The organism is Micromonospora saelicesensis (genome assembly GCF_900091575.1).
GTDB lineage: Bacteria > Actinomycetota > Actinomycetes > Mycobacteriales > Micromonosporaceae > Micromonospora > Micromonospora saelicesensis.
In genome coordinates, this window is sequence record NZ_FMCR01000003.1 from 357,583 (window position 1) to 384,004 (window position 26,422).

The 26,422-nt window shown below is 72.1% G+C and carries 22 protein-coding genes and 1 pseudogene; 9 read left to right on the top strand and 14 right to left on the bottom strand.

From position 1 onward, the window contains the following. Positions 1-193 precede the first annotated feature (193 nt). Positions 194-2,539, top strand: a complete 2,346-nt coding sequence (locus GA0070561_RS14685; protein ID WP_091402101.1) for a heavy metal translocating P-type ATPase — start codon at positions 194-196, stop codon at positions 2,537-2,539. A 48-nt stretch (positions 2,540-2,587) separates the two neighbouring features. Here the strand turns inward: GA0070561_RS14685 and GA0070561_RS14690 are convergent, their stop codons facing one another. The 6 genes from GA0070561_RS14690 to GA0070561_RS14715 form a co-directional block, all read right to left on the bottom strand. Then, positions 2,588-3,496, bottom strand: a complete 909-nt coding sequence (locus tag GA0070561_RS14690) for a universal stress protein (RefSeq protein WP_425255897.1) — start codon at positions 3,494-3,496, stop codon at positions 2,588-2,590. Beyond that, positions 3,457-5,850 (bottom strand): phosphoketolase family protein, encoded by a 2,394-nt coding sequence (locus GA0070561_RS14695; protein ID WP_091402103.1) that lies wholly within the window; start codon positions 5,848-5,850, stop codon positions 3,457-3,459. The genes GA0070561_RS14690 and GA0070561_RS14695 overlap by 40 nt, the downstream gene beginning before the upstream one ends. A gap of 67 nt (positions 5,851-5,917) precedes the next feature. Then, positions 5,918-6,778 (bottom strand): universal stress protein, encoded by an 861-nt coding sequence (locus GA0070561_RS14700; protein WP_091400783.1) that lies wholly within the window; start codon positions 6,776-6,778, stop codon positions 5,918-5,920. Positions 6,779-6,881: 103 nt separating this feature from the next. Beyond that, positions 6,882-8,645 carry an FtsX-like permease family protein gene (locus tag GA0070561_RS14705; protein WP_091400785.1) on the bottom strand — a complete coding sequence of 588 codons (1,764 nt, stop codon included), beginning with the start codon at positions 8,643-8,645 and terminating at the stop codon, positions 6,882-6,884. A 1-nt stretch (position 8,646) separates the two neighbouring features. Continuing rightward, positions 8,647-9,375, bottom strand: a complete 729-nt coding sequence (locus GA0070561_RS14710) for an ABC transporter ATP-binding protein (RefSeq protein WP_244166233.1) — start codon at positions 9,373-9,375, stop codon at positions 8,647-8,649. Beyond that, positions 9,372-9,911 carry a PadR family transcriptional regulator gene (locus GA0070561_RS14715; RefSeq protein ID WP_091400790.1) on the bottom strand — a complete coding sequence of 180 codons (540 nt, stop codon included), beginning with the start codon at positions 9,909-9,911 and terminating at the stop codon, positions 9,372-9,374. Before GA0070561_RS14715 ends, GA0070561_RS14710 begins: the two co-directional genes overlap by 4 nt. Positions 9,912-10,056: 145 nt before the next feature. On the opposite strand from GA0070561_RS14715, the gene GA0070561_RS14720 reads away from it, so the two are divergent. From GA0070561_RS14720 to GA0070561_RS14750, 7 genes are all read left to right on the top strand, one after another. After that, a complete protein-coding gene (locus tag GA0070561_RS14720; RefSeq protein ID WP_007457155.1) occupies positions 10,057-10,293 on the top strand; it encodes an HTH domain-containing protein in 237 nt (78 codons plus the stop codon). Then, a complete protein-coding gene (locus tag GA0070561_RS14725; RefSeq protein ID WP_091400793.1) occupies positions 10,293-10,871 on the top strand; it encodes a Clp protease N-terminal domain-containing protein in 579 nt (192 codons plus the stop codon). Before GA0070561_RS14720 ends, GA0070561_RS14725 begins: the two co-directional genes overlap by 1 nt. A 93-nt stretch (positions 10,872-10,964) precedes the next feature. Then, positions 10,965-11,969 carry a diacylglycerol/lipid kinase family protein gene (locus GA0070561_RS14730; protein WP_091402108.1) on the top strand — a complete coding sequence of 335 codons (1,005 nt, stop codon included), beginning with the start codon at positions 10,965-10,967 and terminating at the stop codon, positions 11,967-11,969. Next, complete coding sequence (locus GA0070561_RS14735; protein ID WP_091400795.1) at positions 11,962-12,963, top strand: YihY/virulence factor BrkB family protein; 1,002 nt, start codon at positions 11,962-11,964, stop codon at positions 12,961-12,963. The genes GA0070561_RS14730 and GA0070561_RS14735 overlap by 8 nt, the downstream gene beginning before the upstream one ends. Positions 12,964-13,033: 70 nt before the next feature. Then, a complete protein-coding gene (locus tag GA0070561_RS14740; RefSeq protein WP_091400797.1) occupies positions 13,034-14,524 on the top strand; it encodes a phosphatase PAP2 family protein in 1,491 nt (496 codons plus the stop codon). A gap of 11 nt (positions 14,525-14,535) precedes the next feature. Further along, positions 14,536-15,345: an endonuclease/exonuclease/phosphatase family protein gene (locus GA0070561_RS14745; protein WP_091400799.1), complete on the top strand. Its 810-nt coding sequence runs from the start codon at positions 14,536-14,538 to the stop codon at positions 15,343-15,345. A gap of 65 nt (positions 15,346-15,410) precedes the next feature. Further along, entirely contained in the window at positions 15,411-16,238 is an 828-nt protein-coding gene (locus tag GA0070561_RS14750) for a hypothetical protein (RefSeq protein WP_141710374.1), read from the top strand. Between the two features lie 137 nt (positions 16,239-16,375). Here GA0070561_RS14750 and GA0070561_RS14755 read toward each other — a convergent pair whose 3' ends face one another. Both GA0070561_RS14755 and GA0070561_RS14760 read right to left on the bottom strand, forming a co-directional pair. Next, the gene (locus tag GA0070561_RS14755) at positions 16,376-17,251 is read right to left on the bottom strand and encodes an alpha/beta fold hydrolase (RefSeq protein ID WP_244166234.1); all 876 of its coding nucleotides are present in this window, start codon (positions 17,249-17,251) and stop codon (positions 16,376-16,378) included. Next, positions 17,248-18,210, bottom strand: coding sequence for a TIGR03557 family F420-dependent LLM class oxidoreductase (locus GA0070561_RS14760; protein WP_091400804.1), 963 nt, complete (start codon positions 18,208-18,210; stop codon positions 17,248-17,250). Before GA0070561_RS14760 ends, GA0070561_RS14755 begins: the two co-directional genes overlap by 4 nt. 374 nt (positions 18,211-18,584) lie before the next feature. Between GA0070561_RS14760 and GA0070561_RS14765 the strand changes: the two genes are divergently transcribed. Beyond that, entirely contained in the window at positions 18,585-19,961 is a 1,377-nt protein-coding gene (locus GA0070561_RS14765; RefSeq protein WP_091400806.1) for a cellulase family glycosylhydrolase, read from the top strand. A gap of 108 nt (positions 19,962-20,069) precedes the next feature. On the opposite strand, the pseudogene GA0070561_RS14770 reads toward GA0070561_RS14765, so the two are convergent. From GA0070561_RS14770 to GA0070561_RS14795, 6 genes and pseudogenes are all read right to left on the bottom strand, one after another. Next, positions 20,070-20,438 (bottom strand): annotated as a pseudogene (locus tag GA0070561_RS14770) (SMR family transporter); the annotation flags it as partial. Between the two features lie 184 nt (positions 20,439-20,622). Next, positions 20,623-21,885 carry an RNA polymerase sigma factor gene (locus GA0070561_RS14775; RefSeq protein WP_091400808.1) on the bottom strand — a complete coding sequence of 421 codons (1,263 nt, stop codon included), beginning with the start codon at positions 21,883-21,885 and terminating at the stop codon, positions 20,623-20,625. Positions 21,886-21,889: 4 nt separating this feature from the next. Then, a complete protein-coding gene (locus tag GA0070561_RS14780; RefSeq protein ID WP_091400810.1) occupies positions 21,890-22,291 on the bottom strand; it encodes a YciI family protein in 402 nt (133 codons plus the stop codon). Between the two features lie 104 nt (positions 22,292-22,395). Continuing rightward, positions 22,396-24,534, bottom strand: a complete 2,139-nt coding sequence (locus GA0070561_RS14785) for an alpha-galactosidase (protein ID WP_091400812.1) — start codon at positions 24,532-24,534, stop codon at positions 22,396-22,398. Then, positions 24,531-25,448: a carbohydrate ABC transporter permease gene (locus tag GA0070561_RS14790; protein WP_091400814.1), complete on the bottom strand. Its 918-nt coding sequence runs from the start codon at positions 25,446-25,448 to the stop codon at positions 24,531-24,533. The genes GA0070561_RS14785 and GA0070561_RS14790 overlap by 4 nt, the downstream gene beginning before the upstream one ends. After that, complete coding sequence (locus tag GA0070561_RS14795) at positions 25,445-26,401, bottom strand: carbohydrate ABC transporter permease (RefSeq protein ID WP_091400816.1); 957 nt, start codon at positions 26,399-26,401, stop codon at positions 25,445-25,447. The genes GA0070561_RS14790 and GA0070561_RS14795 overlap by 4 nt, the downstream gene beginning before the upstream one ends. Positions 26,402-26,422: the final 21 nt, after the last annotated feature.

Here is a 26,422-nt window from a genome sequence, read left to right on the forward strand (position 1 = left end):
GCACGTCGCTGTGTCGGGCGTTGCGGCCTCATCCTGTGTCATCCGGTGGTCTGCCCGCAGGGGCCGCAGGTCCCGACCTCGCCGGGCCGTTACGCCCGCCGGACCAGGTCCGGCCCACGCCACAGGGTCCGTCCACCGGGCGAAACGCCCGGTGTCCGACCGCTGGCAGCCCACCGGCTGCGACGATGCGCAGGTGGGGGCCGAGCCGACCGAGTGCGTACCGGAGCAGCCGGTTCGCGGCCGCGTCCGACGGTGGTGGGCGTGGGCGCCGCTGTTCGGGCTCGGCCTCGGGGTGCTGGCTGGCGCGGCGCTGCGGATCGCCGGCCGAGCGGATGCGGCCAACCTGATCTGGGCGGCCGTCACGGTGGCCGCGCTGCTGCCGGCCGCCTGGTCGATGCTGCGCTCGCTGTGGCACCGGCACTTCGGCGTGGACGTGATCGCCGTGCTGGCCCTGGCCGGTGCGCTCGGCGTCGGAGAGTACCTGGCCGGGGCGGTCATCGCCGTGATGCTGGCGACCGGGCGGTCGTTGGAGTCGTACGCGCAGCGCCGGGCGACCCGCGACCTGCGGGCGTTGCTGGCGCGCGCTCCGCGTACCGCCCGTCGGCGTGGACCCGACGGCGCGATCGAGGTGGTGCCGCTGGACCAGGTGGCGGCGGCGGACCGGTTACTGGTCGGCCCGGGGGACGTGGTGCCGGTCGACGGGACCGTCGACGAGGCGGCCACGCTGGACGAGTCGGTGGTGACCGGGGAGTCGCGGCTGGTCCAGCGGGCCGCCGGGGAGGCGGTGGCCAGCGGTGTGGTCAACGCCGGCGCTGGGTTCGGCATGCGGGCGACGAAGAACGCGGCGCAGAGCACGTACGCCGGGATCGTCCGGTTGGCCCAGGAGGCGACCGCCCGCAAGGCCCCGATGGTGCGGCTGGCCGACCGCTACGCCGCCGCGTTCGTGCCGTTCACGCTGGTCCTGGCCGGGCTGGGCTGGCTGCTCTCCGGCGACGTGGTCCGGGCGGTGGCGGTGCTGGTGGTTGCCACCCCCTGCCCGCTGCTGCTGGCCACCCCGATCGCGATCGTGTCCGGCCTGTCCCGGGTGGCCCGGCGCGGGGTCCTGGTCCGCGACGGTGGCGCGCTGGAGCTGCTCGGCCGGGCGCGGACGCTGCTGGTGGACAAGACCGGCACGCTGACCGCTGGCCGCCCGCGCGCCGCCGACACGGTCGTCGCACCGGGTGGTGACCGTGACGAGGTCCTGCGCCTCGCGGCCTCGGTCGAGCAGTTGTCTCCGCACGTGCTGGCCACCGCGCTGGTTCGGCAGGCTCGCGATCGAGGGCTGACACTGACCGAGCCGACCGGCGTCACCGAGGAACCGGGACGGGGAGTCAGCGGCCGGGTCGACGGGCGCCTGGTCCGGGTCGGTCAGTTCACCGGGGAGCTGCCTGAGTGGGCGGACCGGGCGCGGGCCCGCACTGAGCTGGCCGGTTGGTCCGCAGTGTGGGTCAGCGACGAGGGTGGACCGCTCGGCGCGATCCTGCTGGAGGATCCGGTGCGCCCCGACGCTCGCCGGACCGTACGCCGACTGCGTGCGGCGGGGCTGCGGCGGATCGTGCTGGTCACGGGCGACCAAGCAGCCACCGCCGCGCAGGTCGCGGCGATGGTCGGGGTGGACGACGTGCTTGCCCGCTGTACGCCGCAGGAGAAGGTGGCCCGGGTCCGGGCGGAGGCCGACCGGGCGGTCACCGTGATGGTCGGTGACGGGGTGAACGACGCTCCTGCCCTGGCTGAGGCGCACGTGGGTGTGGCGATGGGTGCGACCGGCGCGAGCGCCTCGGCGGACGTGGCGGACGCGGTGCTTACCGTGGACCGGCTGGACCGGCTCGCCGACGCGGTGGAGATCGCCCGGTACGCCCGGCGGATCGCCGTGCAGAGCGCGACCGTCGGGATGGGGTTGGCCGTGCTGGCGATGTTCGTGGCGGCGGTCGGTCGGCTGCCCCCGGTCGCTGGCGCGTTCCTCCAGGAGGGCATCGACGTACTGGTGATCCTCAACGCGCTGCGGGCACTGCGCGGAGGACTGCGCCGGCGCGACGTCCCGCCGCGTACCCGGGAGTTGCTCGCCCATTACGCGGCGGAACACCAGGCGGTCCGCGACGTACTGGCCGGGTTGCGGGACACCGCCGACCTGGTCGCCACCGATCCGGCCTCGCCGAGGTGCCTGCCGGCGGTACGCGAGACGCACCGCCGGCTGACCGTGCGGGTGCTGCCGCACGAGGCTGCCGAGGAGCGACAGCTGTACCCGGCGCTGGCCGACCCGCTGGGCAGCGGCGAGGCGACCTCGACGATGAGCCGGGCGCAGGTGGAGATCCACCGCCAGGTGGACCTGCTCGACGCCCAGCTCGCCCAGACCGCCGACGGCCGGCTACGCCCGGACCAGGTCCCCGACCTGCTGGCCACCCTCTACGGCTTGGACGCGGTGCTCCGCCTGCACCTGGCTCAGGAGGAGGAGGAATTCTTCTCCCTCGACCCGTCCGACCCGGCGCCCGCGCGCCGGTAACCCCGGCCGGGCCGCTCTGCCTACGGGTGCGGCCCGGCCCGGTGGATCTCAGCGTTCGCGGACCACGGCGACCGGGCAGGCGGCGTGTTGGATGAGCTGTTGACTGACCGAGCCGAGCAGCATGCCGGCCAGCCCGCCCCGGCCCCGGCTGCCCACCACGACCAGCCGCGCGTCCCGACTCGCCTCGATCAGCATCGCCGACGGGCTTGTCGACTCCAGGTCGACGGTCACCGCCAGCTGGGGGAATGTTCGCCGCCACGGCTCCAGCGCCTGCTCCACGGCGGCCCGCTCGTCGGGCACCCCGGCCGCCCCGCCGGGGCCCGGTGTCCAGGCGTGCAGGACGCGCAGCGGCAGCTGCCGCTGCGCCGCCCGTTCGGCCGCGAAGCCGAGCGCCACCAGCGACGGTTCCGAGCCGTCCACCCCGACCGCCACCGGGCGGCTCGACGTGTCGGTAGCGGCGCTGCCGGCCCCGTCCCGGACCACCACGACCGGGCAGTGTGCGTGCGCGGCGACGGAGACCGCCGTCGACCCGGCCAGCAGGCCGCCGAAGCCGCCGTGACCCCGGCTGCCCAGCACCAGCAACCCGGCCTCCGCCGAGCGTTCCTGCAACACCAGCGCGGGCGGCCCGTCGTACACCTCGCCGGTGATCCGCAGCCCGGGGTTTGCCCCGGCGGCGTCCGCCGCGGCCCTGCGGACCAGGTCCTCGACCTGCCGGCGGGCGGTGTCGTCCGGCCACACGCCGGGCGCGATGCCCGGGCCGACCCAACTGGCCACGGTCAACCATTCGAAGACGTACGCCAGCCGCACCGGCTGGCCGCTGTGCCGCGCCTCCTCCACGGCCCAGTTCAGGGCCACCGAGGCGTCGGTGGAGCCGTCGTAGCCGACCAGGATCTCCGCGTCGCGCACGTCGTCCTCCTTCAGGGGGTGGTCGGGTCGGTTTCGCGGATCCAGCGCCATTCGGCGACCTGTGGGTCGTCCTCGCCGTACTGGCGGGTGTAGTCGCGGGCCGCCTGTCGGGCGTCGACCATCCGTTGGCGCAGGTGCGCGGCGCTGGCGGCCAGCCCGGGCACTCGGTCGATGACGTCGATGACCAGGTGGAAGCGGTCCAGGTCGTTGAGCATCACCATGTCGAAGGGAGTGGTGGTGGTGCCCTCCTCCTTGTAACCGCGCACGTGCAGGTTCTCGTGGTTGGTGCGGCGGTAGGTGAGACGGTGGATCAGCCACGGATATCCGTGGTACGCGAAGATGATCGGCCGGTCCTCGGTGAAGATGGTGTCGAACTCGTTGTCGGTCAGGCCGTGCGGGTGCTCGGTGTCCGGCTGGAGTCGCATCAGGTCGACCACGTTGACCAGGCGCACCTTCAACGTCGGCAGGTTCTGACGCAGCAGCTCGACGGCGGCCAACGTCTCCAGGGTGGGCACGTCTCCGCAGCAGGCGAGCACCACGTCCGGTTCGGTGCCGCCGTCGTTGCTGGCCCATTCCCAGATGCCCAGGCCACGCCGGGTGTGCTGGATCGCCTCGGTCATCGTCAACCAGTTCGGGGCGGCCTGCTTACCGGCCACCACCACGTTGATGTAGTGCCGGCTGCGCAGGCAGTGGTCCATCGTGGCGAGCAGCGTGTTGGCGTCCGGCGGCAGATAGACCCGCACCACCTCGGCCTTCTTGTTGACGACGTGGTCGATGAAGCCCGGGTCCTGGTGGGAGAAGCCGTTGTGGTCCTGCCGCCAGACGTGGCTGGAGAGCAGGTAGTTCAGCGAGGCGATCGGCTGCCGCCAGGGGATGGCCCGGGTCACCTTCAGCCACTTGGCGTGCTGGTTGAGCATCGAGTCGACGATGTGGATGAACGCCTCGTAGCTGGTGAACACGCCGTGCCGGCCGGTCAGCAGGTAGCCCTCCAGCCAGCCCTGGCACAGGTGCTCGGAGAGCACCTCCATGACCCGCCCGTCGGGGGAGAGGTGGTCGTCGCCGGGCACTGTGGCGGCCACCCAGGCCCGGTCGGTCACCTCGAACGCCGCACCCAGCCGGTTGGACGCGACCTCGTCCGGGCCGAACAGCCGGAACGTCTCCGGGTTGGCGCTGATGACGTCGCGGATCCACGGGCCGAGCACCCCGGTCGCGCCGGCGATCGGCGTACCCGGTTCGGGAACCTCCACGCCGTAGTCGCGGAAGTCCGGAAGGGTCAGGTCGCGCAGCACCACGCCGCCGTTGGTGACCGGGTTGGCGCTCATCCGCCGGTCACCGCGCGGCGGCAGCGTCAGCAGCTCCTCCACCGGGGCGCCGGTCGCGTCGAACAGCTCCTCCGGCCGGTAGCTGCGCAGCCAGTGCTCCAGCTCGGCCCGGTGCGCCGGGTTGTCGCGTACGCCCGACAGCGGCACCTGGTGGGCGCGGTAGGTGCCCTCCACCTGGGTGCCGTCGACCTCACTCGGGCCGGTCCAGCCCTTCGGCGTCCGCAGAATGATCATCGGCCAGCGGGGGCGGTCGACGACGCCTCCGGAGCGGGCCCGCCGCTGGATCTCGGCGATCTCGCTCAGCACACGGTCCAGCGTCGCGGCGAGGGTCCGGTGCACCCGGTCGGGCTCGTCACCGGCCACCACGTACGGCTGGTAGCCGGATCCGCGCATGAGGTCGAGCAGGTCGGCCTCGGGGATCCGGGACAGCACGGTCGGGTTGGCGATCTTGTAGCCGTTGAGGTGCAGGATGGGCAGCACCGCGCCGTCGCGCGCCGGATTGAGGAACACGTCGGACAGCCAACTGCCGGCCAGCGGCCCGGTCTCCGCCTCGCCGTCGCCGATCACGCAGGCCACCAGCAGGTCCGGGTGGTCGAACGCGGCGCCGTAGGCGTGGCTCAACGCGTACCCGAGCTCGCCGCCCTCGTGGATCGAACCCGGCACGTCCGCCGCGACATGGCTGGGGATGCCGCCCGGGAAGGAGAACTGGCGGAAGAGCCGGGACATCCCGGCCTCGTCGCGGGCCACGTCGTGGTAGCGCTCGGACCAGGTGCCCTCCAGCCAGGTGTTGGCCACGATGGCCGGCCCGCCGTGACCGGGGCCGGTGACCAGCATGGCGTTGAGGTCGCGCGCCACGATCACCCGGTTGAGGTGGGCGTAGATCAGGTTGAGGCCGGGGCTGGTGCCCCAGTGCCCGAGCAGCCGGGGTTTGATGTCGTCGGGGGTCAGCGGCTCGCGCAGCAGCGGATTGCCCAACAGGTAGATCTGCCCGACGGTGAGGTAGTTCGCGGCGCGCCAGTAGGCGTCCAGCCGGCGCAGCTCGTCGTCGGTGAGGGCGCGGTGCACGTCGAGAGCGGTCTCCATCATGCTGCCTCTCGCGGGTAGGAGTGGGGCGTCCGGCGTCCAGCCTGGTCACTGCGGACGCCCCGGGTCAGGGCCGTTGGTCCCCCGTCGGGCGGGCACCAGGCCCGGTCAGCGGCGCCTCGGCCAGGCCGCGGACGACGACCACCGGGGCCGGGGAGTGGTAGAGCAGGGACTGGGCGACCGCGCCCAGCATGGCCCGGCCCGGTTCGTCGCCGCGGGCGGCGACCAGCGCCACCTGCGCGTTGCGGGAGGTGTCGATCAGCACCTCGGCGGGGTCGCCGCGTACCACGCGACACTCGGTCGGCACGGTGTTGTCGCGGCCGGTGTGCCGGGCCAGTGCCTCGGTGAGCTGCTCGGCGACCGCGTCGGTGTCCTCGTCGTACTCCACCACCCGCAGGGCCAGCAGTCGGGCGTCGCGGCGGGCCGCGCACTCCACGGCCCACTGCAGGGCGAGGTGTGAGCTGGGCGAGCCGTCCACGCCCACCAGCACCGGGCCCTGCGGTGGCGGCTCACGCCGGACCACCAACAGGGGGCAGCCGGCCCGGGCGGCCAACTGCACGGCTGTCGTCTCGGCCGGAACGCACTGACCGCTGCCCGCCATGCCGCTGTCGCCGACGGCCAGCAGGAAGGTGCCCTCCGAGCGGCGGATGAGGGTGGGCAGCATGGAGCTCTCGACGATCTCCCCGCGTACGGTCAGCCCCGGCTCGGTCTGGTGGGCGAGCTGGGCGGCGCGGGTGATCAGTTTCTCGGCCTGGTCGCGGGGTGCGGCGACGGTGTCCGCGGCGAAGGCCGCGCTCCAGTCGAAGGTGTGCAGCAGGTGCAGTGCCCGGCCGTGGTCGGCGGCCTCCTGCGCGGCCTGCTCGACGACCGGGAGGTCGAGTTCCGACCCGAGGCCGACCAGCACCGCTGCGTCGGCGGGTGCGGCCATCCGATATCACCTCCCGGGCGTCGCGCCCGGCACGACCAAGCTGTCCCTGACCGAGGGTAGTCGGATGAACGTGGCGGCGGGCGGGATCGGATGGCTCGGCCGGTCAGGTCGGTGCGGACCTGAGTGTGTCCACAACCGGACGCCGTGCGGCAACCATCGCGGGGATGGCGGTGAGCGCGGCGATGGCGAGCAGGACTCCGAGCGCGGTGGCGAGCAGGGAGGAATCGGGTGGGTACTGGACCTCGCCGGTGCTGACCAACGTAACGAGCCCGACGCCGGCCGGGATCCCCACGGCGACGCCGGGTATGGCTGGAAGCAGTTGCGCTGCCGCCAGCCCCAGGCCGGCCTGCGCGGGCGTCGCGCCGAGCGTCCGCGCGACGGCCAGTGGCTGCCGGGCGTCGAGGACTGCGGTCCAGGCGCTCACGACGGCGTTGATGAGCGCGAGAATGCACAGCACGACGGTGAGCACGAGCGTGGCCTGCTCGCCCCGTTCCACCCGGGGATTGGCGAGTTCGGTGTAGCCGAGGTCGAAGTGCACCGCCTGGGTGTTGACCATGAGAATGCCGACGAGCGTGGTCGTGGTGATCAGGGTGTTCACGGTGACCAGGCGGGCGCGGCGCGGTCGGCGCGCGTTGATACGCACCCCGATCAGCAGGGGGGTGGGCAGCCGCCGCGACAGCCAGATGCGCCACCGCCGGCGCCGCGGGGGCGTTGCGGCGTCGACCAGCGCGTGAACGGTGCTGGTGGTGGCGGCGCGCAACACCGGCACCAGAGTCGCCGCCACAGCGATCGCGAGGGCAAGGACCATGACGGCGATCACCATGCGCAGCGCAGGTGGCTGGGCGTTGACGGAGCCGATGAGTCCGGCGCTGGGGCGGATCAGCGCGGGCGCGGCGAGCCAGCCCGCGACCAGGCCAGCGCCGGCGGCCGCAAGCCCGATCGCGAGGTACTCAGCGAGGTGGACGGCGGCGATCATGGCCGGTCCGGCGCCGACGGCCTTGAGCAGGCCCACCCGGCGACGCTGGCCGATGATCCGGCCCGCGACAATGCCAGCGACGCCGGCCAGCGCTAGGCCGTTGAGTAGCCAGCTGCCGACGAGCAGGGCGATCTGCGCGTCGCTGTACAGCCGACCGTTGAGGTAGCTGATCGCCTGCCAGGTGGTGAGCTGGTCGCCGATGGGGTACGTGCTGCTGGCCGCCGGGTCGGCGAGTTTGAGGTTGAGGGTGTACGACAGCGGCTGGCTGCCGGCGAGCGTGGCGATGTCGCTGTGGTCGACCCAGACCAGGCCGCCGCGCTCGACCAGGACGCTGCCGGGGTAGTGCCACCCGGCGTACGGGTACGTCGCTCTCGCGGCGGTGACCGCGGTCCCGATCACGCGCAGCGGATGGCCGCCGATGTTGACCGTGTCGCCGATGCGGATGCCGAGGGCGTCGGCGAAGGCGCGCTCGACGACCACGCCGCCGGGGCGTACCCAGGTGCCGTCGGTCACGGCGGGCCGGTCGATCGATGCGGGCATGGTGTCCCGGCCCGCTACGACGGTGTGCGCGGACTTGCCACGGGCCTTCATCGTCAGGTAGGCGATCGGGAAGGGGCCGCTGTGATCGGTGACGGCCGCGCCGGTGGTCACCGATGCGAGCTCGTCCAATGCCGCCTGGCCGGTGGCCCGGGGTGTCACGATCACATCCGGGCCGGCGGTGGCGGTCCGGGTCTGCTGGTACGGCCGGTCGGCGATTTCGTTGAGGGTGAGGCCGATGGTCAGTGTGGCGGTGGCGGCGGTGATCGCGGTCAGGAGCAGAATGGTTTCGGTTCGGCGGCGGCGCAGGTCCCGCATCAGCAGCCGGCAGACGAGCAGGAGGCGGCCGGCCATGTCAGCGCCGCCCGTCGTAGAGGGTGCCGGGGGCGGTGCTGGCAAGTCGGCTGTCGTCGACGAACGCGCCGTCACGCATGGCGATCACCCGGTCGGCGACCGCGGCGATGCGGGGGTCATGGGTAACCACCACGAGGGTCTGTCCTGCGGTGCGCAGCTCTTCGAACAGCCGCAGCACGTCCAGGGTGGCGGCGCTGTCCAGGTTGCCGGTGGGTTCGTCGGCCAGCACGACCAGCGGCTCGTTGCTCAACGCGCGAGCGATGGCGACCCGCTGGCGCTGCCCACCGGACAGCGCCGAGGGCAGGTGCGTGGCGCGGTCGGCCAGCCCCACCCGGTCCAGCAGATACATCGCCCGCTTGCGAGCCCGCCCCGGTGACTGGCCGGCCAGCAGCGCGGCCAGCTCCACATTCTCCACCGCGGTGAGCTCGTCCATGAGGTGGAACGACTGGAAGACGAACCCGAGGCTGTCACGCCGCAGCCGGGCCAGGGCCCGTTCGCTCATCGTGTCGATCCGACGGTCGGCCAGCCACACCTCACCGCCGGTCGGGCGTTGCAGCCCGCCGAGCAGGTACAGCAGGGTGGACTTGCCGCAGCCGCTGGGCCCCATCACCGCCAGCGACTGCCCGGCCGGCACGTTCAGGGCGACCTCGTCGACCGCGCGGACCAGCGCGTGCTCGTCGCCGTAAAGCATGCTCAGGCCATGCGCCTGCAATACCGTCGACTCGGTCACGCCCCCGCCTTCCGTCCGGTCGGATCAAGTTCAGCCCACAGGCGTTCACACGCCTCCAGCCATTCCAGGTCGGCGCGCAGCCGCAGTACGACACCCTCCAGCAGCAGCCCGGCAACCGGATCCATCGACCGCTCCAACGCGGCCCGTTGGGCGTCGCGCAGCCGGCGCAGCACCTCACGCCGCTGCGCGTCGACCAGGGCCACCGGATCGGCCAGCCGGGCTGTCGCGGCAGCCACCAATTTGAGGTGAAACTCCGCGAGGTCCGGCTTCGGCCAGTTCACTTCGGCCAGCCAGGTGGCGACTCGCTGCTGCCCCTCCGGGGTCAGCGCGTACACCCGGCGTTCGGGCCGGTCCGGCAAGCCCTCGGCCCGCTGCGAGGTCACCAGCCCTGCCTTGCCCAGGCGGGTCAGCGTCACGTAAATCTGGCCGGCGTTCATCGCCTCGCCCAGCGGGCCCAGCGCGGCGCGCAGCCGACCGCGCAGCTCGTATCCGTGCGCCGGCTCCTTGGCCAGCATGGCCAGCACCACGTCCTGCACCAGGCACGTCCTTCGTCTAGATCGTTAATGGATAACGGCTAGCTATAGCGCTGTCAAGTCGATGGGTGGGGTGCGGCGGACGGAACAGGCAAGCGTTCGTCAACCAGGGTTGACACGAGACACGCTGTCAACGTATGTTGACGACATGAGTCAGGCGACAGAACTCGCGGCGGCAGCCGGCAGCACCGACCCCCGGGTCGGGCTGCGCGCCGTCCGCGCGCTACGCCGGCTCCTCGAGCGGCTCGAGGTGGTCCAGGTGGACAACGCCCGACGACAGGGCTGGTCCTGGCAGGAGATCGCCGACGCGCTCGAGGTCAGCCGGCAGGCAGTGCACAAGAAGCACGCCGGGCGACCGGCGGTCAACTCATCCTGGGAGGCGTGATGTTCGAACGATTCACCGACCGGGCGCGCGACGTGGTGCGACGGGCGCTGGAGGAGGCGCGGGTCGAGGGCCAGCGCCCGGTCGGCACCGAGCACCTGCTGCTCGCCCTGCTCGCCGACGAGGCCGGGCTGGCCAGCCGGGTGCTCGCCGACGCCGGGGTACGCGCCGACGACCTGCGCGAACGCGTCCGCCGGCACACCGCCAACGGCGGCGCGGGCCTCGGTGACGCGGACGCGGCGGCGCTGCGGGAGATCGGCATCGACCTGGCCGCGATCGTGGCCCGCATCGAGCAGTCCTTCGGCCCGGACGCGCTCCGGGAGGCGGTGCCGGCGCCGCGCCGCCGCTGGGGGCGTAAGCGGTACCTCGGCGGCCCGTTCTCGCCCCGCTCGAAGAAGGTGCTGGAGCTGTCCCTGCGGGAGGCCCTGCGCCTGCGCCACCGCCACATCGGCACCGAGCACATCCTGCTCGGGGTGCTCCGGGAGGGCAACGGGCTGGGGGCGTTGGTGCTCACCGAGTCCGGGGTCGACCTCGACGATCTGCGCCGGCGGGTGGAGCTCGCACTGCGGGCGGCGGCCTGACGGGTGAGGCCGGGTTGAAACCTGTCTGTGGCACTTCCGACGCGCGCCGGTCGCCGGGTCGCTGAAGCCGTCCGGGTGCTGCACACTGGCGCCGTGGATGCTGGACAGGACAGGCGGCCCTCGGGCGGCGACGGCGGGTTGCGCTCCGCTGTGGTGGTCAACCCGGTCAAGGTCGACGATCTCGACGAGTTGCGTCGTACCGTCGACGACGCCCTGACCGCGGCCGGCTGGCCCGCGCCGCAGTGGTACGAGACGACCGTCGACGACCCGGGTCGCGGCCAGACCGAGCAGGCCGTCAAGGCCGGCGTCGACCTGGTCTTCGCCTGCGGGGGCGACGGCACCGTGATGTCCTGCGTCAGCGGGTTGGTCGGCACCGATGTGGCCCTCGCCGTGCTGCCGCAGGGCACCGGCAACCTGCTCGCCGCCAACCTGGGGCTCTCCACCGACCTGGCCGCCGGGTTGCAGGTCGCCGTCGAACGCGGCCGACGGCTGCTCGACGTCGGAGCTGTCGAGGACAAGTACTTCACAGTGATGGCCGGCATGGGCTTCGACGCCCAGATGCTCGAAGCCACCAACGAGACCACCAAGGCCCGCATCGGCTGGCCGGCGTACGTGATGGGTGCCGCCCGCCACCTACGGGACCGGCCGATGCGGGTGCAGATCCGCATCGACGACCGGCCGCCGGTGCGCCGCCGAGCCCGTTCGGTCCTGATCGCCAACGTCGGCCGCCTGCAGGGCGGCGTCACACTGCTGACCGAGGCCGAGCCCGACGACGGCTGGCTCGACGTTGCCGTGCTCACCCCGCGCAACCTGCGGCACTGGCTCGCGCTCGGCTGGGCGGTGATCCGCCGCAGCGGCCAGGTGCCGCAGCTGGAGGTTTTCCGGGGCCGGCGGGTGGTGGTCACCAGCAACCGGGCGCAACCTCGGGAGTTGGACGGCGACCTGATCTCCCCGGGCCGCCAGCTGCGGGCGGAGGTCCGGCCGCAGGCCCTCTGGCTCTGCGTCCCCCAGCCCGAGGGCGCCCCCGACCTGGCCGTCGACGCGCAAGGTGCCGGGGAGCGGGGCGAGCAGCTGATCGAGGAAGCCCGCCGTGAGTAGTACCCGGATCGTGCCGGAGACCCGGCTGATGGCCGACGAGGAGCTGTCCGCCGACGACGCCTGGCACACACTGCGCGGGCAGGGTGGCTGGCACCTGCTGCGGGACGCGTTCATCCGGTTCCGCTACGGCGACGGGTTCAGCCACTCCCGGGCCTTCGCGCTGCAACTCTGCCTCGCCGTGGTGCCCTTCCTGATCGCCCTCACCGGCCTGATCAGCGAGCTGGGCGTCGAGGAGGGCGGCCAGGTGGTCGCCGACACCGTCCTGGCGCTCACCCCCGGCCAGAGCTCGCAGATGGTCTCCGAGCTGCTCGGCGAGGGCGAACGCGTCGAGGACGCCGGGGAGCTGGCGCTCACCCTCGGTCTGCTCACCGGCCTGTTCGCGCTCACCACCACGATGGCCCAGATCGAGCGGGGCGCCAACCGCATCTACGGCGTCGAGCGGGACCGCCCGGCGCTGCGCAAGTACCTGCGGGCCGCCGTGCTGGCCGTCACCGCCGGCCTGCCCGCGCTCGCCGGCTTCCTGATCCTGGTCGGCGGCGGCGCGATGGGCGACTCGGTCCGCGAACACTACGAGTGGGGCGAACTCGCCAACGGGATCTGGGACGTGATCCGGTTCCCGCTGAGCCTCGCGCTGACCGTCGTCGCCGTCGCCGTGCTGTTCCGACACGCGCCGCGCCGCAACCAGCCCGGCCTGTCCTGGCTGCTGTTCGGCGCCGGCATCGCCACCGCGCTGTGGTGGCTGGCCAGCCTGCTGCTCGCCGCGTACGTGCGGTTCAGTGACGGTTTCGGGCAGACCTACGGCGCCCTGACCGGCATGATGGCGCTGCTGCTCTGGGCCAACCTGACCGGGATGGCGCTCTTCGGCGGGCTGTCCTTCGCCGCCCAGTTGGAGGCGCTGCGCATCGGTGTGCAGGAGCCCGCCCAACCGGATCTGTGGGAGCCCGACCCGGACCGCGCCGAGCTGTACGACACCGGGGACATGTCGGCGCTCTAGCGGCACCGGCGTGTACGACGGACGCGGATCGGGTAAAGCGCCTCGCCAGAGGCGACAAGGGAGGTGCGGAGTGACCGCGGTCAAAGAGGTGGCTCGCCGTCCGATCGGTCATTTCGCCGAGCGGAGCATTGCCGGTCTGGTGGCCGTCACCGGTGCCGGGGTGGCCTTCGGGCTGCTGTTGTTGCTCGTCCGGGTGCAGTGGAGCCCGTTGCAGGATGTCGACCACGGGCTCGCCGAGTGGTTCAACGGGCTCGTCGCCCCGCACCACGCGCTGGTCACCGTGCTCCAGGCGGTGACGGACCTGGGCGGTCGGCCGATCCTCATCTGGCTGGTCACCATCGCCGTGGTCGGGCTGCTGATCCGGCGGCAGCCCCGACTCGCCGTCTACCTGATCATCACGGGGGTCGGTGGCCTGATCCTCGACCCGTCACTGAAGACGCTTGTCGGCCGGCTCCGCCCGGTCGTGGACGTGCCGATCGCCAGCGCGCCCGGCAACAGCTTCCCGAGCGGGCACGCCCTCGGCTCGTTCGTCGCGTACGGAGCGCTGCTGCTGGTGTTCCTGCCGGCGATGGCGCCCCGCTGGCGCAAGCCGGCCATCGTCGGGGTCGGTGTGCTGGTGGTACTGGTCGGGCTGACCCGGATCGCGCTGGGCGTGCACTTCGTCTCCGACGTGCTGGCCGCCTGGCTGCTCGGGGCCGCCTGGCTGGGCGTCACCGCGTACGCCTTCCGACTGTGGCGGCGGGAGCGGGGGCGGCCGGTGCCTCCGCTGACCGAGGGCCTGGAGCCGGAGGCGGGGCACGACATCGCCCCCGCCCCGGCCGAGGAACACGTGCTGGCCCACCCCCGCTCGGCGGTGGCCGAGCTGCTGGTCGGCTGGGTGATCGTGTTCGGAGCGCTGTACGCCTTCGGCACCTACGTCAGCTACCACGCCAAGGGCACCTTCTTCGACACCCTCGACACCAAGGTGCCGCAGTGGTTCGCCGAGCGGCACACCGAGGTGTTGACCAACGTCAGTTGGTGGTGGAGCAAGTTCGGTGACACCCATGCCATCCTGCTGATCTCGCTGGTGTTCTGCCCGCTGGTGCTGGCGGTGTGGCGGCGCTGGCGCCCGGTGCTCTTCGTGGCGCTGGCGATGGTGGGGGAGTTGACCCTCTTCCTCGCGTCGGCCCGTGCGGTCGACCGGCCGCGTCCGCCGGTGGAGAACCTGGACGGGCAGATGCCCACCTCGTCGTTCCCGTCCGGGCACATCGCGGCCACGATCTGCGTCTGGCTGGCCATCACCCTCGTCGTCTTCCCGCGTACCGACCGGTGGTGGCGTTGGATCTTCGTGGCGCTGGCCGTGCTCATGCCGGTCGGGGTGGCCACCTCCCGGATGTACCGGGGGATGCACCACCCGACCGACTTCATGGGCGCGATCCTGCTCTCCGCGCTCTGGATCGGTTTGCTCTACCTGGTGATCCGACCGAACGAGGACCTGAAGGAAGGCAACCGACCGGCCATCGAGTCGGAGGACGTGGACACCCTCGACGACGAGCTGGCGCGGGCCGGCCGAGCCGACTAGGCGCCGCCGTCGTGCTGCGGGTGATGACCTGGAACATCCGCACCGGCGGCCGGGATCGTGGCGGCCTCGACCGGCTGGATCAGGTGGTCCAGGTCGTCGACGAGCAGGCACCGGACGTGCTGGCCCTGCAGGAGTTGCGCGGCTTCGACCGGGACGGGCTGATGGCCGCCATGGCGGGCCGGGTGGGGATGACGCCCCACCTGGCCCGGTCCTGCTTCGGGCAGCCGGTGGCCGTGCTGGTCCGGCCGCCGTACCGGGTCGTCGACGCGGGGTCGGTGCGTCGCCCGTTCCACCACGCCGCCGCCCGCGTCGTGGTGGCCACGTCCGCCGGCCCGTTCACCGTGCTCGGCACCCACCTCTACCCGTACTCCGGGGGCCGGCGGCGGATGGAGGTCGACTGGTTGGTCGCCGCGATGCGCCGCGACCGGGGGCAGCTGACACTGGTCACCGGTGATCTCAACTCGCTCGACCCGACCGTCGACCACACGGCCCGGCTGGCCGGCATGCCCACCCTCTACCGGCGGCGGCACCTGCGTCGCTGCGGCGGCGCCGTGGACACCCGCGCGATCGCCCGGCTGCTCGCGGCCGGCCTGGTCGACCTCTGGCCGTCGGGCAACATCGACGCGCCGGAGGCCGCCGGCCACACCGTGCCCACCCGGCTCGGCGGGGCCGAGTTCGCCGGGATGCGGTTGGACTACCTGCTCGGCAGTCCGGCGGTGGCGCAACGCGTGCACGACTGTCGGGTGATCCGCGACGGCGCGGCGGCCACCGCCTCCGACCACTATCCGCTGCTCGCCACGCTGGAGCTGTCTCCCGGCTGACGCCGCCGTCGGCTCGCGCGGCCGGTGCCACCCGGGGCGTGGCGCGGGCCGATTACCGTGCCACCGTGACCGACCGCCGTACCCTCCGCTCGCCGCTGCCCGGTCCGCCGAACGATCACCGGGCCGCGCTGGCGAGGATTCGTCCGGCCGCCGACCCGTCGGTCTCGGGCAGGGCGCAGCCGGCCGCCGTCGCGCCTCCGCTCGTCGCGGCCGTCGCGCGTGGTGTGGCGCTGGTCGTGGTGTTGCCGGTACGCCTGCTCTGGGAGCTGATCGTGGCTGCCGGCCGACTGCTGCACCGGTACCTGCTCCGCCCGGCGGGCCGGTTCCTGCGTCGCTGGCTGCTGGCCCCACTGGCCTGGCTGCTGCACCGGCTGGTCTGGCTTCCGCTGGTCTGGTGCGCCCGGCACCTGCTGTGGCTCCCGCTGGTGTGGGTCGTCCGCACGCTGATCTGGCCCGCGCTGGTCTGGTTGACCCGTCATGGGCTGCGTCCGGCCCTCGTGGTCCTGGGGCGCGTGCTGGTCTGGCTCGCCAGGTACCTGGTCCTGTGGCCGCTGCGATGGTTGGGCGCGGTGCTCACGCCCGCCGGTCGGCTGGTCGTCGCCGCGGTGGTCGGTGCGTGGCGGACGGCCGGCCGGGTGCTGCGCCTGCTCCACCGACTGCTGCTGCGCCCGCTCGGGCGAGGGTTGCGCTGGCTGTGGCGGCACACCGTACGCCCGCTGCTGTCCGGAGTCCGGTGGATCTGGTCGGTGACGGTCGTGCCGGTGGCGCGGGGCCTCAGGGCGGTGTGGCGGGCCACCGTCGCCCCCACGGCCAGATGGGCCCGCCGTTCGGTGCTCGACCCGGGCCGGCTGGCCGTCCGGGAGATGCTCAGCGCCCTGGGCCTGCGCCGTTGAGACGTACGGGGCCTAGAGCACCAGATTCAGCAGGACGGTCAGCACCACCGACGCCACGATCGAGAAAAGGATCATCAGGAGGCAGCCGAGGCCCCCGCCGAGCGGGCGGATCTCCGTGTTGCCGAAGCGCATGATGTTCACCTGTCCGTGAGTGCGGGATGAGGGGCGAGCAGGTGCCGGATCGCGTCCGCGACGGCAGTTGGGGCGGTCGTGACCACGTTGTGCGCGGCACCGGGAACGACCACCAGGGCCGCCTCCGGCACCAGCCGCGTCGCCTCGTCCCGCCACCGTTGCGGCACGACCGGGTCGCGGTCGCCGGTCACGACGGCGGTCGGCGCGCTGACCCGGACGAGGTCCGCCTCGATCGCATTCCGCACCGAGTGCGACAGCGTGGCGAGGACCCGCCAGGGCCGGGCGTTCCAGACGTCCCGCACCAGGATCGGGGCCTGCAACGGCGCCTCGCGCAGGCTGTCCACCATCCAACGACCGAACTGGCCCCGTCGGGACCGCGCCGCCGGGTCACTTGTCGGCCCGGCCAGCACCAGCGCGCGTACCGCGTCGGGCTGGGTCGCGGCGACCGCGGCGGCCACCTCCGCGCCGAACGAGTGCCCCAGCAGGCAGACCGGCGGCAGTTGGTACGCGGCCAGCCAGGCAGCCAGGTGGTCGCCGTGCCGGCGGACGTCGTACGCGCCCCGGGGGTGTTCGGTGAGCCCGAAGCCGGGCAGGTCCGGCACGTACACCTGATGGGTGGTGGCGAGTGCGACGGCCAGCGGGGTGAGATACCGGTGCGAGACCGCCAGGCCGTGCACGAGCACCACGGGTGGCGCCCCGGTCCCCGGGTCGGCGCTGCGCCGGGTGTGGGTGCGCAGTCCGTCGACGACCCGCCACTCGCTGGTCAGCCCGCCGGCTGGCCGGGGCGCGGCCATGGCGAGCCGCAGCTCGGCCGGCCCGAACCGGCCGACGGCACTGCGGCGGGTCGACCCGGGCGGCCGGGTTGCCGCGCCCTGGCTCACAGCTCGCGCAACCGGGGCAGCAGTTGCTCCTGCGCCCAGTCCAGGAACATCGGCTGGGTCTCCCCGCCCACCTGGATGATCGCCACGTGGGTGAAGCCGGCGTCGACGAACTTGCGGAACGCCTCGACGTGCGCGTCCACGTCGGGACCGCAGGAGATGCCCTCGGCGACGTCCTCCTCGCGGACGAACTGGGTGGCGGCGGCGAAGGACTCCGGACCGGGCAGGTCGGCGTTGACCTTCCACCCCATTCCGAACCAGCGGAACTGGTCGTGCACGATCTTGCGGCACTCCGCCTCGTCGGGGCCGTAGCAGATGGCCACCTGGCCGTAGCGGGGTTGACCGGCGCCCCCGGCGTCGTCGTACATCTCGATGATGTGCCGGTCGGGTTCGGTGGAGATGAGGCCGTTGCCGTACTCGGCGGCCAGTGTCGCCGACTGTCGACCGGACGCGGCGATGGCCATCGGCACCGGCTGGTCCGGGCGGTCCCAGACGTAGGCGTCGGGCACGTCGAAGTGGTTGCCGGAGAAGGTCAGCGTCTCCCCGTTGAGCAACGGCCGGATGATCTGCAACGCCTCCTCGAACATCTCGTGCCGCTGCTGGACGTGCGGCCAGCCGCCGACCACGTGCTCGTTCAGGTTCTCCCCGGCGCCCAGGCCGAGGGTGAAACGACCATCGGAGAGCGCCCCGATGGTGCTGGCCTTCTGCGCGACCACGGCCGGGTGGTAGCGGCGGATCGGGCAGGTCACGAAGGACATCAGCTCCGCGCGGGAGGTGGCGTGGGCGACCGCGCCGAGCACCGACCAGGCGTACGGGGAGTGGCCCTGGGAGTCCAGCCAGGGGTAGTAGTGGTCGGACATCACCAGTAGGTCGAAACCAGCCGCCTCGGCCCGTACCGCATGGTCCACCAGCTGCTTGGGCCCGGCCTGCTCGCTCATCAGGGTGTAGCCGACGCTGACCATCCTGGTATCCCCTCTCGCTGACGGATCGTTCCCGGGATACCCCGGTGCACGGCGGTCAACCCTCCCGTCCGGTTCGGCTGCCGCAGTGCTTGACGGATCCCGGCCGTCTGCCTACCGTCGGTCTTAACCGGTTAAGAGCCGGGTGTGGCGCACATCCTGTGGTGGGGATGACCGCCCCGTGACGGCCCGCGTCCGCGTGGGCCGTTGCGGCTGTCCGGGCTGCGGGCCCGTCAACTGAACCGGTTGCGAGGACCAATCCATCGTCCTACGCTGATGCCTGCGCCGGGAGCCAGGCGCGGCTGCCGGGCTGCAGCCGCCTTCCCTGTCACGTCCCCACCCCTGTCGGGCACCGGGGGTCCTCCCTGAGGAAGGCCATGAAGACTCGACTCTCCGCCGCCGGCGCGACAGTGCTCGCGTTGCTCGTCACCGTGCTGGCGTTCGGCCAGCCGGCACACGCCGCGGCTGGTTTCTCCGTCGCTGGCGGCAAGTTGTACGACGCCAACGGCGCCGAATTCATCATGCGCGGCGTCAACCACGCGCACACCTGGTACCCGCAGCAGACCAGCTCGTTCGCCGACGTCAAGGCGCTCGGCGCGAACACCGTGCGGGTGGTGCTCTCCAGCGGCGACCGGTGGACCCGCAACACCAACGCCGACGTCGCCAACGTCATCTCGCTCTGCAAGGCCAACCGACTGATCTGCGTGCTGGAGGTGCACGACACCACCGGGTACGGCGAGCAGAGCGGCGCGATCACCCTCGACCGCGCCGTCGACTACTGGCTCAGCCTCGCCGACGTCCTCGCCGGTCAGGAGAGGTACGTCATCGTCAACATCGGCAACGAGCCGTACGGCAACCAGAACTACGCCTCGTGGGCCACCGACAACGCCAATGCGATCAAGCGCCTGCGGGCCGGCGGGTTGACCCACACGATCATGGTGGACGCGCCGAACTGGGGGCAGGACTGGTCGTTCACCATGCGCGACAACGCCGCGTCGGTCTTCGCCGCCGACCCGGCCCGCAACACCGTGTTCTCCATCCACATGTACGGGGTGTTCGACACCGCCGCGGAGATCAGCGACTACCTGGGTCGGTTCCGCGCCGCCGGGCTGCCCATCGTGGTCGGTGAGTTCGGCTTCAACCACTCCGACGGGAACCCGGACGAGGACGCCATCCTCGCGTACAGCCAGGCCAACGGGATCGGCTGGCTGGGCTGGTCGTGGAGCGGCAACGGCGGCGGCGTCGAGTATCTCGACCTGGCGACCAACTTCAATCCGGCGAGCCTGACCGACTGGGGTCAGCGCCTCTTCAACGGCGTCAACGGCATCCGGCAGACCGCCCGCGAGGCCAGCGTCTTCGGCGGCACCCCACCGCCGACGACGCCCCCGCCGACCACCCCACCCCCGACGACGCCCCCGCCGACCACGCCGCCACCGACGACGCCCCCGCCGAACGGTGGCTGCACGGCGACGTACACGGTGACCAACCAGTGGCAGGGAGGCTTCCAGGGTGAGGTACGGGTGACCGCCGGCACGAGGGCGATCACCGGCTGGACCGCCGGGTGGACCTTCGCCAACGGCCAGCGCGTCACCCAGTCCTGGAATGTGGCCCTCACCGGCAGCGGAACCACGGTGACCGCCCGCAACACGGACTACAACGGACGGCTGGCCGCCGGGGCCAGTGCCAGCTTCGGCTTCCTCGGCAGTTGGACCGGCACCAACAGCCTGCCAGTGGTGAGCTGCACGGCGAGTTGACCGTCGGACCGGTGGCCGGGTCCGCGCCGGACCCGGCCACCGGAAACCGTCCCGGTCAGTGCTCCCGGCCAGGTTCACGACGACCACCCCGGCAATGATCAGTGCGATGCCGGTGAGCTTGGCGAGCCCCACCGACTCACCCAGGAACACCGCCCCGATCGCCACGATGGCTGCGGTGCCCAGACCCGACCAGAGGGCGTACGCCACCCCCACGGGGATCTCCTTGACGGCCTGGGCCAGCAGGAGGAACGCCAGCGCGTAGCCGCCGAGGCACGCCACCGTCGGCCAGAGCCGACTGAACCCGGCGGTGCTCTTGATCAGGCTGGTCGCCACCACCTCGGCGAGGATGGCGATCCCCAGCAGCACGTACGCCATTCGTCCCCTTGGTCCTTCGTGGTCGATCAACCCGTCGCCATCCAGGCTAGTGCCAGCGTTGTCCCCGCCCGGCCTGTCGACGTCGGATCGATCCGTGGGCATCCGGCCGACCCGTCGCGTGACGTCGTGCGGCCCGTGGGGTGGCGTCCTTGCGGCCTCGGGAGAGGCTCGCAGGGTAGATCTTGGACACTTTCCGTTCCGCGCTAACGGAAACTGTCCAAGATTGCCAGCTGTGGCGGGTGAAGCTGCGTGGGTCTCGCCGCGGAGGACCAGTTGATCTCTGTCTTCACGGGAGATCAACGGGCTGGGCGGCCAGTCGGGCAGCTCGCATGGTCAGGTAGAGCTGTTCCGGGCGGCTGCTCGTGCGGGCGGCGGCGATCCGGTAGTCGGCGATCGCCTGGGCCTGGTCGCCGGCCATCTCGTGCAGGTGGGCGCGGGCGGCGGCCAGCCGGTGGTGTCCGGCCAACTGCGGGTCGTGGGTCAACGCGTCGAGGGCGGCCAGGCCGGCGGCGGGTCCGTGCACCATGGCCGTCGCCACGGCCCGGTTGAGGGCCACCACCGGGCTGCCGGCGATGCGTTCCAGCACCTCGTAGAGCGCCAGGATCTGCGGCCAGTCGGTCTGCTCGGTGCTGGGTGCCTCGTCGTGCAGGGCGGCGATGGCGGCCTGTACCTGGTACGGACCGACCGGCCCGCGCGGCAGGGCCCGGGTGACCAGTGCGATGCCCTCGGCGATCGCCGTTGCGTCCCAGCGGCTGCGGTCCTGATCGGCCAGTGAGATCAGTTCGCCGGAGGGCCCGGTCCGCGCCGGGCCGCGTGCCTCGGTGAGCAGCATCAACGCCAGCAGCCCGGCCGATTCGCTGTCGTTCGGCAGCAGCGTGTGCAGCGCGCGGGTCAGCCGGATCGCCTCCGCCGCGAGGTCGACGCGGCGCAGGTCCGGGCCGGTGCTGCTGGTGTGCCCCTCGGTGAAGACCAGGTACAGCACCTGTCGTACGGCGATCAACCGGTCCGCCCGCTCCGCCGGCTCGGGCATCCGGAACGGCAGCCCCGACGCCCGGATGCGCTGCTTGGCCCGGCTGATCCGCTGCGCCATCGTCGCTTCGGGCACCAGGAACGCGCGGGCGATCTCGGCGGTGCTCAACCCACCGACGGCGCGCAGTGTCAGTGCCACCGCCGACGTCGGCGCGAGCGCCGGGTGGCAGCAGAGGAAGAGCAGGACCAGCGTGTCGTCCCGTTCGGCGGTCAACTCCTCGTCCGGGGCTGGCGTGTACCGCTGGTCGTCCGGATCCCGGCGGGCGACCAGGTCCTCCCGTCGGCGTCGGGCCTGCTCACCGCGGACCAGCTCGATCATCCGCCGGTAACCGACCTGGATCAGCCAGCCACGGGGGTTCGCCGGTAGGCCCTCGGTCGGCCACTGGGTGGCGGCGCCCAGCAGTGCCTCCTGCACCGCGTCCTCCGCCGTGGCGAAGTCACCGAAGCGGCGGCTGAGCACGCCGAGGACCTGCGGCGCCAACTCGCGCAGCAGGTCCTCGATGCGGGGATCGGTGTTCAGCCCCTCACAGCTCCTGTGCCGGGGCGGACATCACCGGGTGCACCTCGATCGGCATGTTCAGCGGCCGGCCGCCGGGGCCGGGTGCCGTGGAGATGTGCGCGGCCAGCTCCACGGCCCGCTGCGGGCTCTCGCAGTCGACGATCCAGAAGCCGGCCAGGAACTCCTTCGTCTCGGCGAACGGCCCCTCGGTGACCACCGGCGCCCCGCCCTCACCGGCGCGGACGATCCGGGCCTGCTGCGGGCCACCGAGACCCTGCGCGTCGACCCACTCACCGGCCGCGGTCAGCTTGGCGTTGACCTCGCCCATGAAGGCGATGTGCGCCCGGACCTCGTCCTGGGTCCAGGTGTCGATGCTCGGGAAGTCGGTCCCGGCGGCGCTGAACTGCATCAACAGCATGTACTTCATGGTTGGCTCCTCACACCTGCGCACCCTCGTCGGTGCTCTCACCCTGAGGTAGAAGCAGGCCCCGCCGTTCTCGACACCCCGGCCGAAGATTCTCCAGAATCTTTTCAGTCGACGGCGTCGACCTCCAGCACCAGGCTCTGCTCGGGGTGCAGGGCGGGCAGTTGCACACCCACCCGGGCCAGCGCCGCCCCGCTGAGGGTGAGACCACCCGCCAGCCAGGTGGGCGGGGACAGGTCGATGCTCGCCGGGGCGGGTACGCCCGACACCTGTCGCACCCGGTACCGCCGGCCCGGGTCGAGGCCGGGCAGCCGCACCGCGCCGGGCACCTGCGTCACCGAGGTGGTCAGCCGGGCGACCGCGTACACCGCTCGGGTGTTGTCGTGATCGACCACGCCGTGCGCCCAGACGGCCGGGTCCGGGTGATCGACCCGGACCACCCGACCGGCGTGCAGCAGCGGGCGCAGCCGCTTGTGCAGCGCCACCCAGGCGGCCAGCTCGGTCTGCTCGGCAGCGCTGATCGACGCGATGTCCCACTCGATGCCGTGGTGGCCGAAGAGCGCGGTCGCCGCCCGGAAACCCAGGTCGTGTACGCGGTTGGTGGTGTGCGAGCGTTCCGGGCCGACGTGGGTGCCGATCAGCTCCGGTGGCAGCAGCAGCCCCGTCCAGCGTTGGATGCTGAGCCGCTCCAGGGCGTCGTTGCAGTCGCTGGCCCAGACCCGGTCGGTACGCGCCAGGATGGCCAGGTCCACCCGGGCCCCGCCGGACGAGCAGCTCTCGATCTCCACACCCGGGTGCCGATTGCGCAACTCGTCGAACAGCCGGTAGACCGCCAGGGTCTGCCCGTGCACCCCGGGGCGGCCATGGTGCCCGGCCTCGGTGAGGTCCCGGTTCTGGTCCCACTTGAGGTACCGGATGCCAGGGTGGTCGGTGAGCAGCGTGTCGAGTCGTTCCAGCACATAGTCGTACGCCTCGGGGCGGCCCAGGTCGAGCACCTGCTGGTGACGCCAGGCCGGCGGCAGCCGCCCCGGCACGGCGAGGACCCAGTCGGGGTGCGCGCGGAACACGTCCGAGTCGGGGTTGACCATCTCCGGCTCGACCCAGAGGCCGAACTGGAGGCCCTGGCCGGTGACGTGCTCGATCAGCGGTTGCAGGCCGTCCGGCCAGACGCCCTCGTCGACGTACCAGTCGCCGAGCCCGGCGGTGTCGTCGCGCCGGCCGCGGAACCAGCCGTCGTCGAGCACGAACCGCTCCACGCCGATCTGCGCGGCCCGGTCGGCGAGCGCCCGCAGCCGGTCCAGGTCGTGGTCGAAGTACACCGCCTCCCAGACGTTGAGGGTCACCGGGCGGGGGGAGCGCGGGTGCCCGGGGCGGGCCCGGAGGTGGGTGTGCAGCACGTCGCTGAGCCCGTCCAGCCCGGCGTCGGACCAGACCGCGTAGAGCAGGGGAGTCTCGTACGACTCGCCGGGACCGAGCCGGACCTCGCCGGGGGCCAGCAGCTCGCCGCCACCGAGGGTCGACTCGCCGGTGGGCCGACGTTCGGCGAACGTGACGTGGTCGCCGCTCCAGGCGGTGTGCACCGCCCAGACCTCGCCGTGGCCGAAGCCGAACCCGGTGGTGCCGGCCACCAGCAGCAGAGTGGCGTCGTGCCCGGTACGGCCGTGCCGCCCCTCGCGGACCCAGGCGCCGTGCTGCCACGGGTGCCGCTGCGGGGACCGTTCCCGACACCACCGACCGGTCAGGTCGAGCAGCTCGGTGGCGACCGCCGGAACCGGCAGCACCGGCGTCAGCTCCCGCAGCTCGTACGCGCTGTCGCCGTCGTTGCGCAGCCGGTGTCGAACTGTCAGCAGGCCGTACGGGTCGAGCGTGATCTCGATGGTCACTGTCAGCCCGGCGGCCGGGTCCGACGCCCGGACGGCCACCCGTGCCGGTTCGTCGGCGGCGGACTGGTCGACGTCGAGACCGTCCAGCCGGAACGCTGTGGACCAGCCGGCACCGTCGCGGTGCCCGGCCAGGCCGGGCCGCCCGCTCCAGCCGGCGCTCGCCTCCGGCAGCACTGACAGCACGGTCGGCTCGTCGAAGCTGCTCGGCACCACCGGCGGTACGGTCGCGTCGGTGAGCTGGCGCAGGCCGTCGTCGTCGAGGTCGCCGACGTCGCCGCCCCAGTGCACGACCCGGGGCAGCCCCGGGCCGCGCGCGTCGAGCACCAGGCTGGTCCGCGCGCGGCGCAGGTGCAGGATCGTCATCCTTTGGAGGCTCCCAAGGTCAGGCCCCGAACGAAGTGCCGCTGGAGCATAAAGAAGATCACCAGGGTGGGGATCGCGACGAGCACGCTGCCCGCCGAGACCAGGTTGTTGTCGGTGAAGAACTCACCGCGCAGGTTGTTGAGCGAGCTGGTCACCGGGAACTTGTCGCCGGTGCGCATGAGGACGGTGGCCCAGAAGAACTCGTTGTAGATCCAGGTCACCTCCAGCGTCGCCAGCGCGGCCAGGGCCGGCCGGCACAGCGGCATGGTGACCTGCCAGTACTGCCGCCAGATGCTCGCCCCGTCGACCATCGCCGCCTCGTACAGGTCACGGGGCAGCGCCTTCATGTAGTTGCTGAGCACGAAGACACAGAAACCGCACTGGAAGGCCACGTTGATCAGGATCAGGCCCCAGTAGCTGTCGTAGAGCAGCTCCGAGTCACTCATGAACTCCGGCAGCGGCACCTCGGTGAACAGCCGGAACAGCGGGATGAGCAGCGCCTGCTGCGGCAGCAGGTTGGCCGCGGTGAAGATCCCGAGCAGGACGAGGTTGAGCTTCCAACTGAACCGGGCGATGACGAATGCCACGCAGGAGGCGAGGAAGAGGGTCAGCAGCACCGCCGGCACGGTGATGTACACCGAGTTGAGGAAGTGCTGCCCGAACTCCGCCGTCCGCCAGGCGGTCACGTAGTTGTCGAAGGTCCAGCCGCCGAAGGAGACGTAGCCGTTCGCGGCGGTGTAGTCGTACGAGCGCAGCGAGGTCAGCACCGCCCAGGCGATCGGGAAGAGCCAGGCCAGCGAGACGACGATGAGGAAGCCGTGCAGCAGGATCCGTAACGGGGTCAGCTTGCGGCGGCGCGGCGGCGGCGCGTCGGCCTCGCCCTCGGTACGCCGGGTGACGGTCGCGGTGCTCATTCCCGGTTCTCCCTCATCACGGTCGCCAGGTAGATGGTGATGAAGACCAGCGAGACGACCAGCATGATCGTTGCCAGTGCCGAGCCGAAGCCGATCCGGCTCGCCTCACCCACCACGTTCTGGGTGACCAGCGCGGAGATCAGCTCCAGCCCGTTGCGGCCCTTGTTGACCACCCAGACCAGGTCGAACGCGCGCAGCGACTCGATCACGGTCACCACCAGCACGATGATGTTGATGGGTCGCATGACCGGGAACACGACCCGGAAGAACGCCCGGCTCTCCGAGGCGCCGTCGACCGCCGCGGCCTCGCGCAGCGACGGATCGACGCCCTTCAGGCCGGCCAGGTAGAGCAGCATGATGTACCCGACGTGCCGCCACCCGGAGGCGACCATCACCGCCCAGATGTTGACGTTCGAGTCGCCGTACCAGTCGATGCTGCTGCCGAAGACGGCGTTGATCAGCCCCTGGTCCCGGGAGTAGAGCAGCTGCCAGACGAAGCCGATCAGCGCCAGCGAGAGCACCACCGGCAGGTAGAGCGCGGTCTGGTAGAAGCGGCTGCCGCGCAGCTCCTTGTCCAACAGCACGGCCAGGAACATGCCGAACGGGGTGGCGACCACGAACAGCGCCGCCAGCCAGAGCAGGTTGTGCTGGATCGCCGGCACGAACGGCGGGTAGATGTTCACCACGTCGCTGTAGTTGCGGACGCCGACGAACTCGATCTCGTTGAAAGGGCCGATGCCGTCCCAGTTGGTGCCGGAGAGCAGCACGGTGGCCGCCGCCGGCAACCAGACGAACCCGGTGACGAGCAGCAGCGGGACGAGCACCATCAGCGTGATGACCACGCGGTCGGTGCGGGACAGGAGCCGTAGCCGTCGGCGACGACCACCCGTGGAGGTGGTCGTCGCCGGCGGCGGCACGGCGCGATCCGCTTGGATCAGGGGCAGGTCGGACACGATGTCCTCCCCCTTCCGCCG

Coding starts and splice junctions, on each gene's coding strand:
- GA0070561_RS14705 (WP_091400785.1), bottom strand. CDS start 8,645: ATGGCCGGCCGCCTCCTGCTCGTCTGCCGGCTGCTGATGCGGGACCTG.
- GA0070561_RS14790 (WP_091400814.1), bottom strand. CDS start 25,448: ATGAGCACCGCGACCGTCACCCGGCGTACCGAGGGCGAGGCCGACGCG.
- GA0070561_RS14785 (WP_091400812.1), bottom strand. CDS start 24,534: ATGACGATCCTGCACCTGCGCCGCGCGCGGACCAGCCTGGTGCTCGAC.
- GA0070561_RS14765 (WP_091400806.1), top strand. CDS start 18,585: ATGAAGACTCGACTCTCCGCCGCCGGCGCGACAGTGCTCGCGTTGCTC.
- GA0070561_RS14690 (WP_425255897.1), bottom strand. CDS start 3,496: ATGGCGCTGGATCCGCGAAACCGACCCGACCACCCCCTGAAGGAGGAC.
- GA0070561_RS14780 (WP_091400810.1), bottom strand. CDS start 22,291: ATGAAGTACATGCTGTTGATGCAGTTCAGCGCCGCCGGGACCGACTTC.
- GA0070561_RS14760 (WP_091400804.1), bottom strand. CDS start 18,210: ATGGTCAGCGTCGGCTACACCCTGATGAGCGAGCAGGCCGGGCCCAAG.
- GA0070561_RS14720 (WP_007457155.1), top strand. CDS start 10,057: ATGAGTCAGGCGACAGAACTCGCGGCGGCAGCCGGCAGCACCGACCCC.
- GA0070561_RS14700 (WP_091400783.1), bottom strand. CDS start 6,778: ATGGCCGCACCCGCCGACGCAGCGGTGCTGGTCGGCCTCGGGTCGGAA.
- GA0070561_RS14725 (WP_091400793.1), top strand. CDS start 10,293: ATGTTCGAACGATTCACCGACCGGGCGCGCGACGTGGTGCGACGGGCG.
- GA0070561_RS14695 (WP_091402103.1), bottom strand. CDS start 5,850: ATGGAGACCGCTCTCGACGTGCACCGCGCCCTCACCGACGACGAGCTG.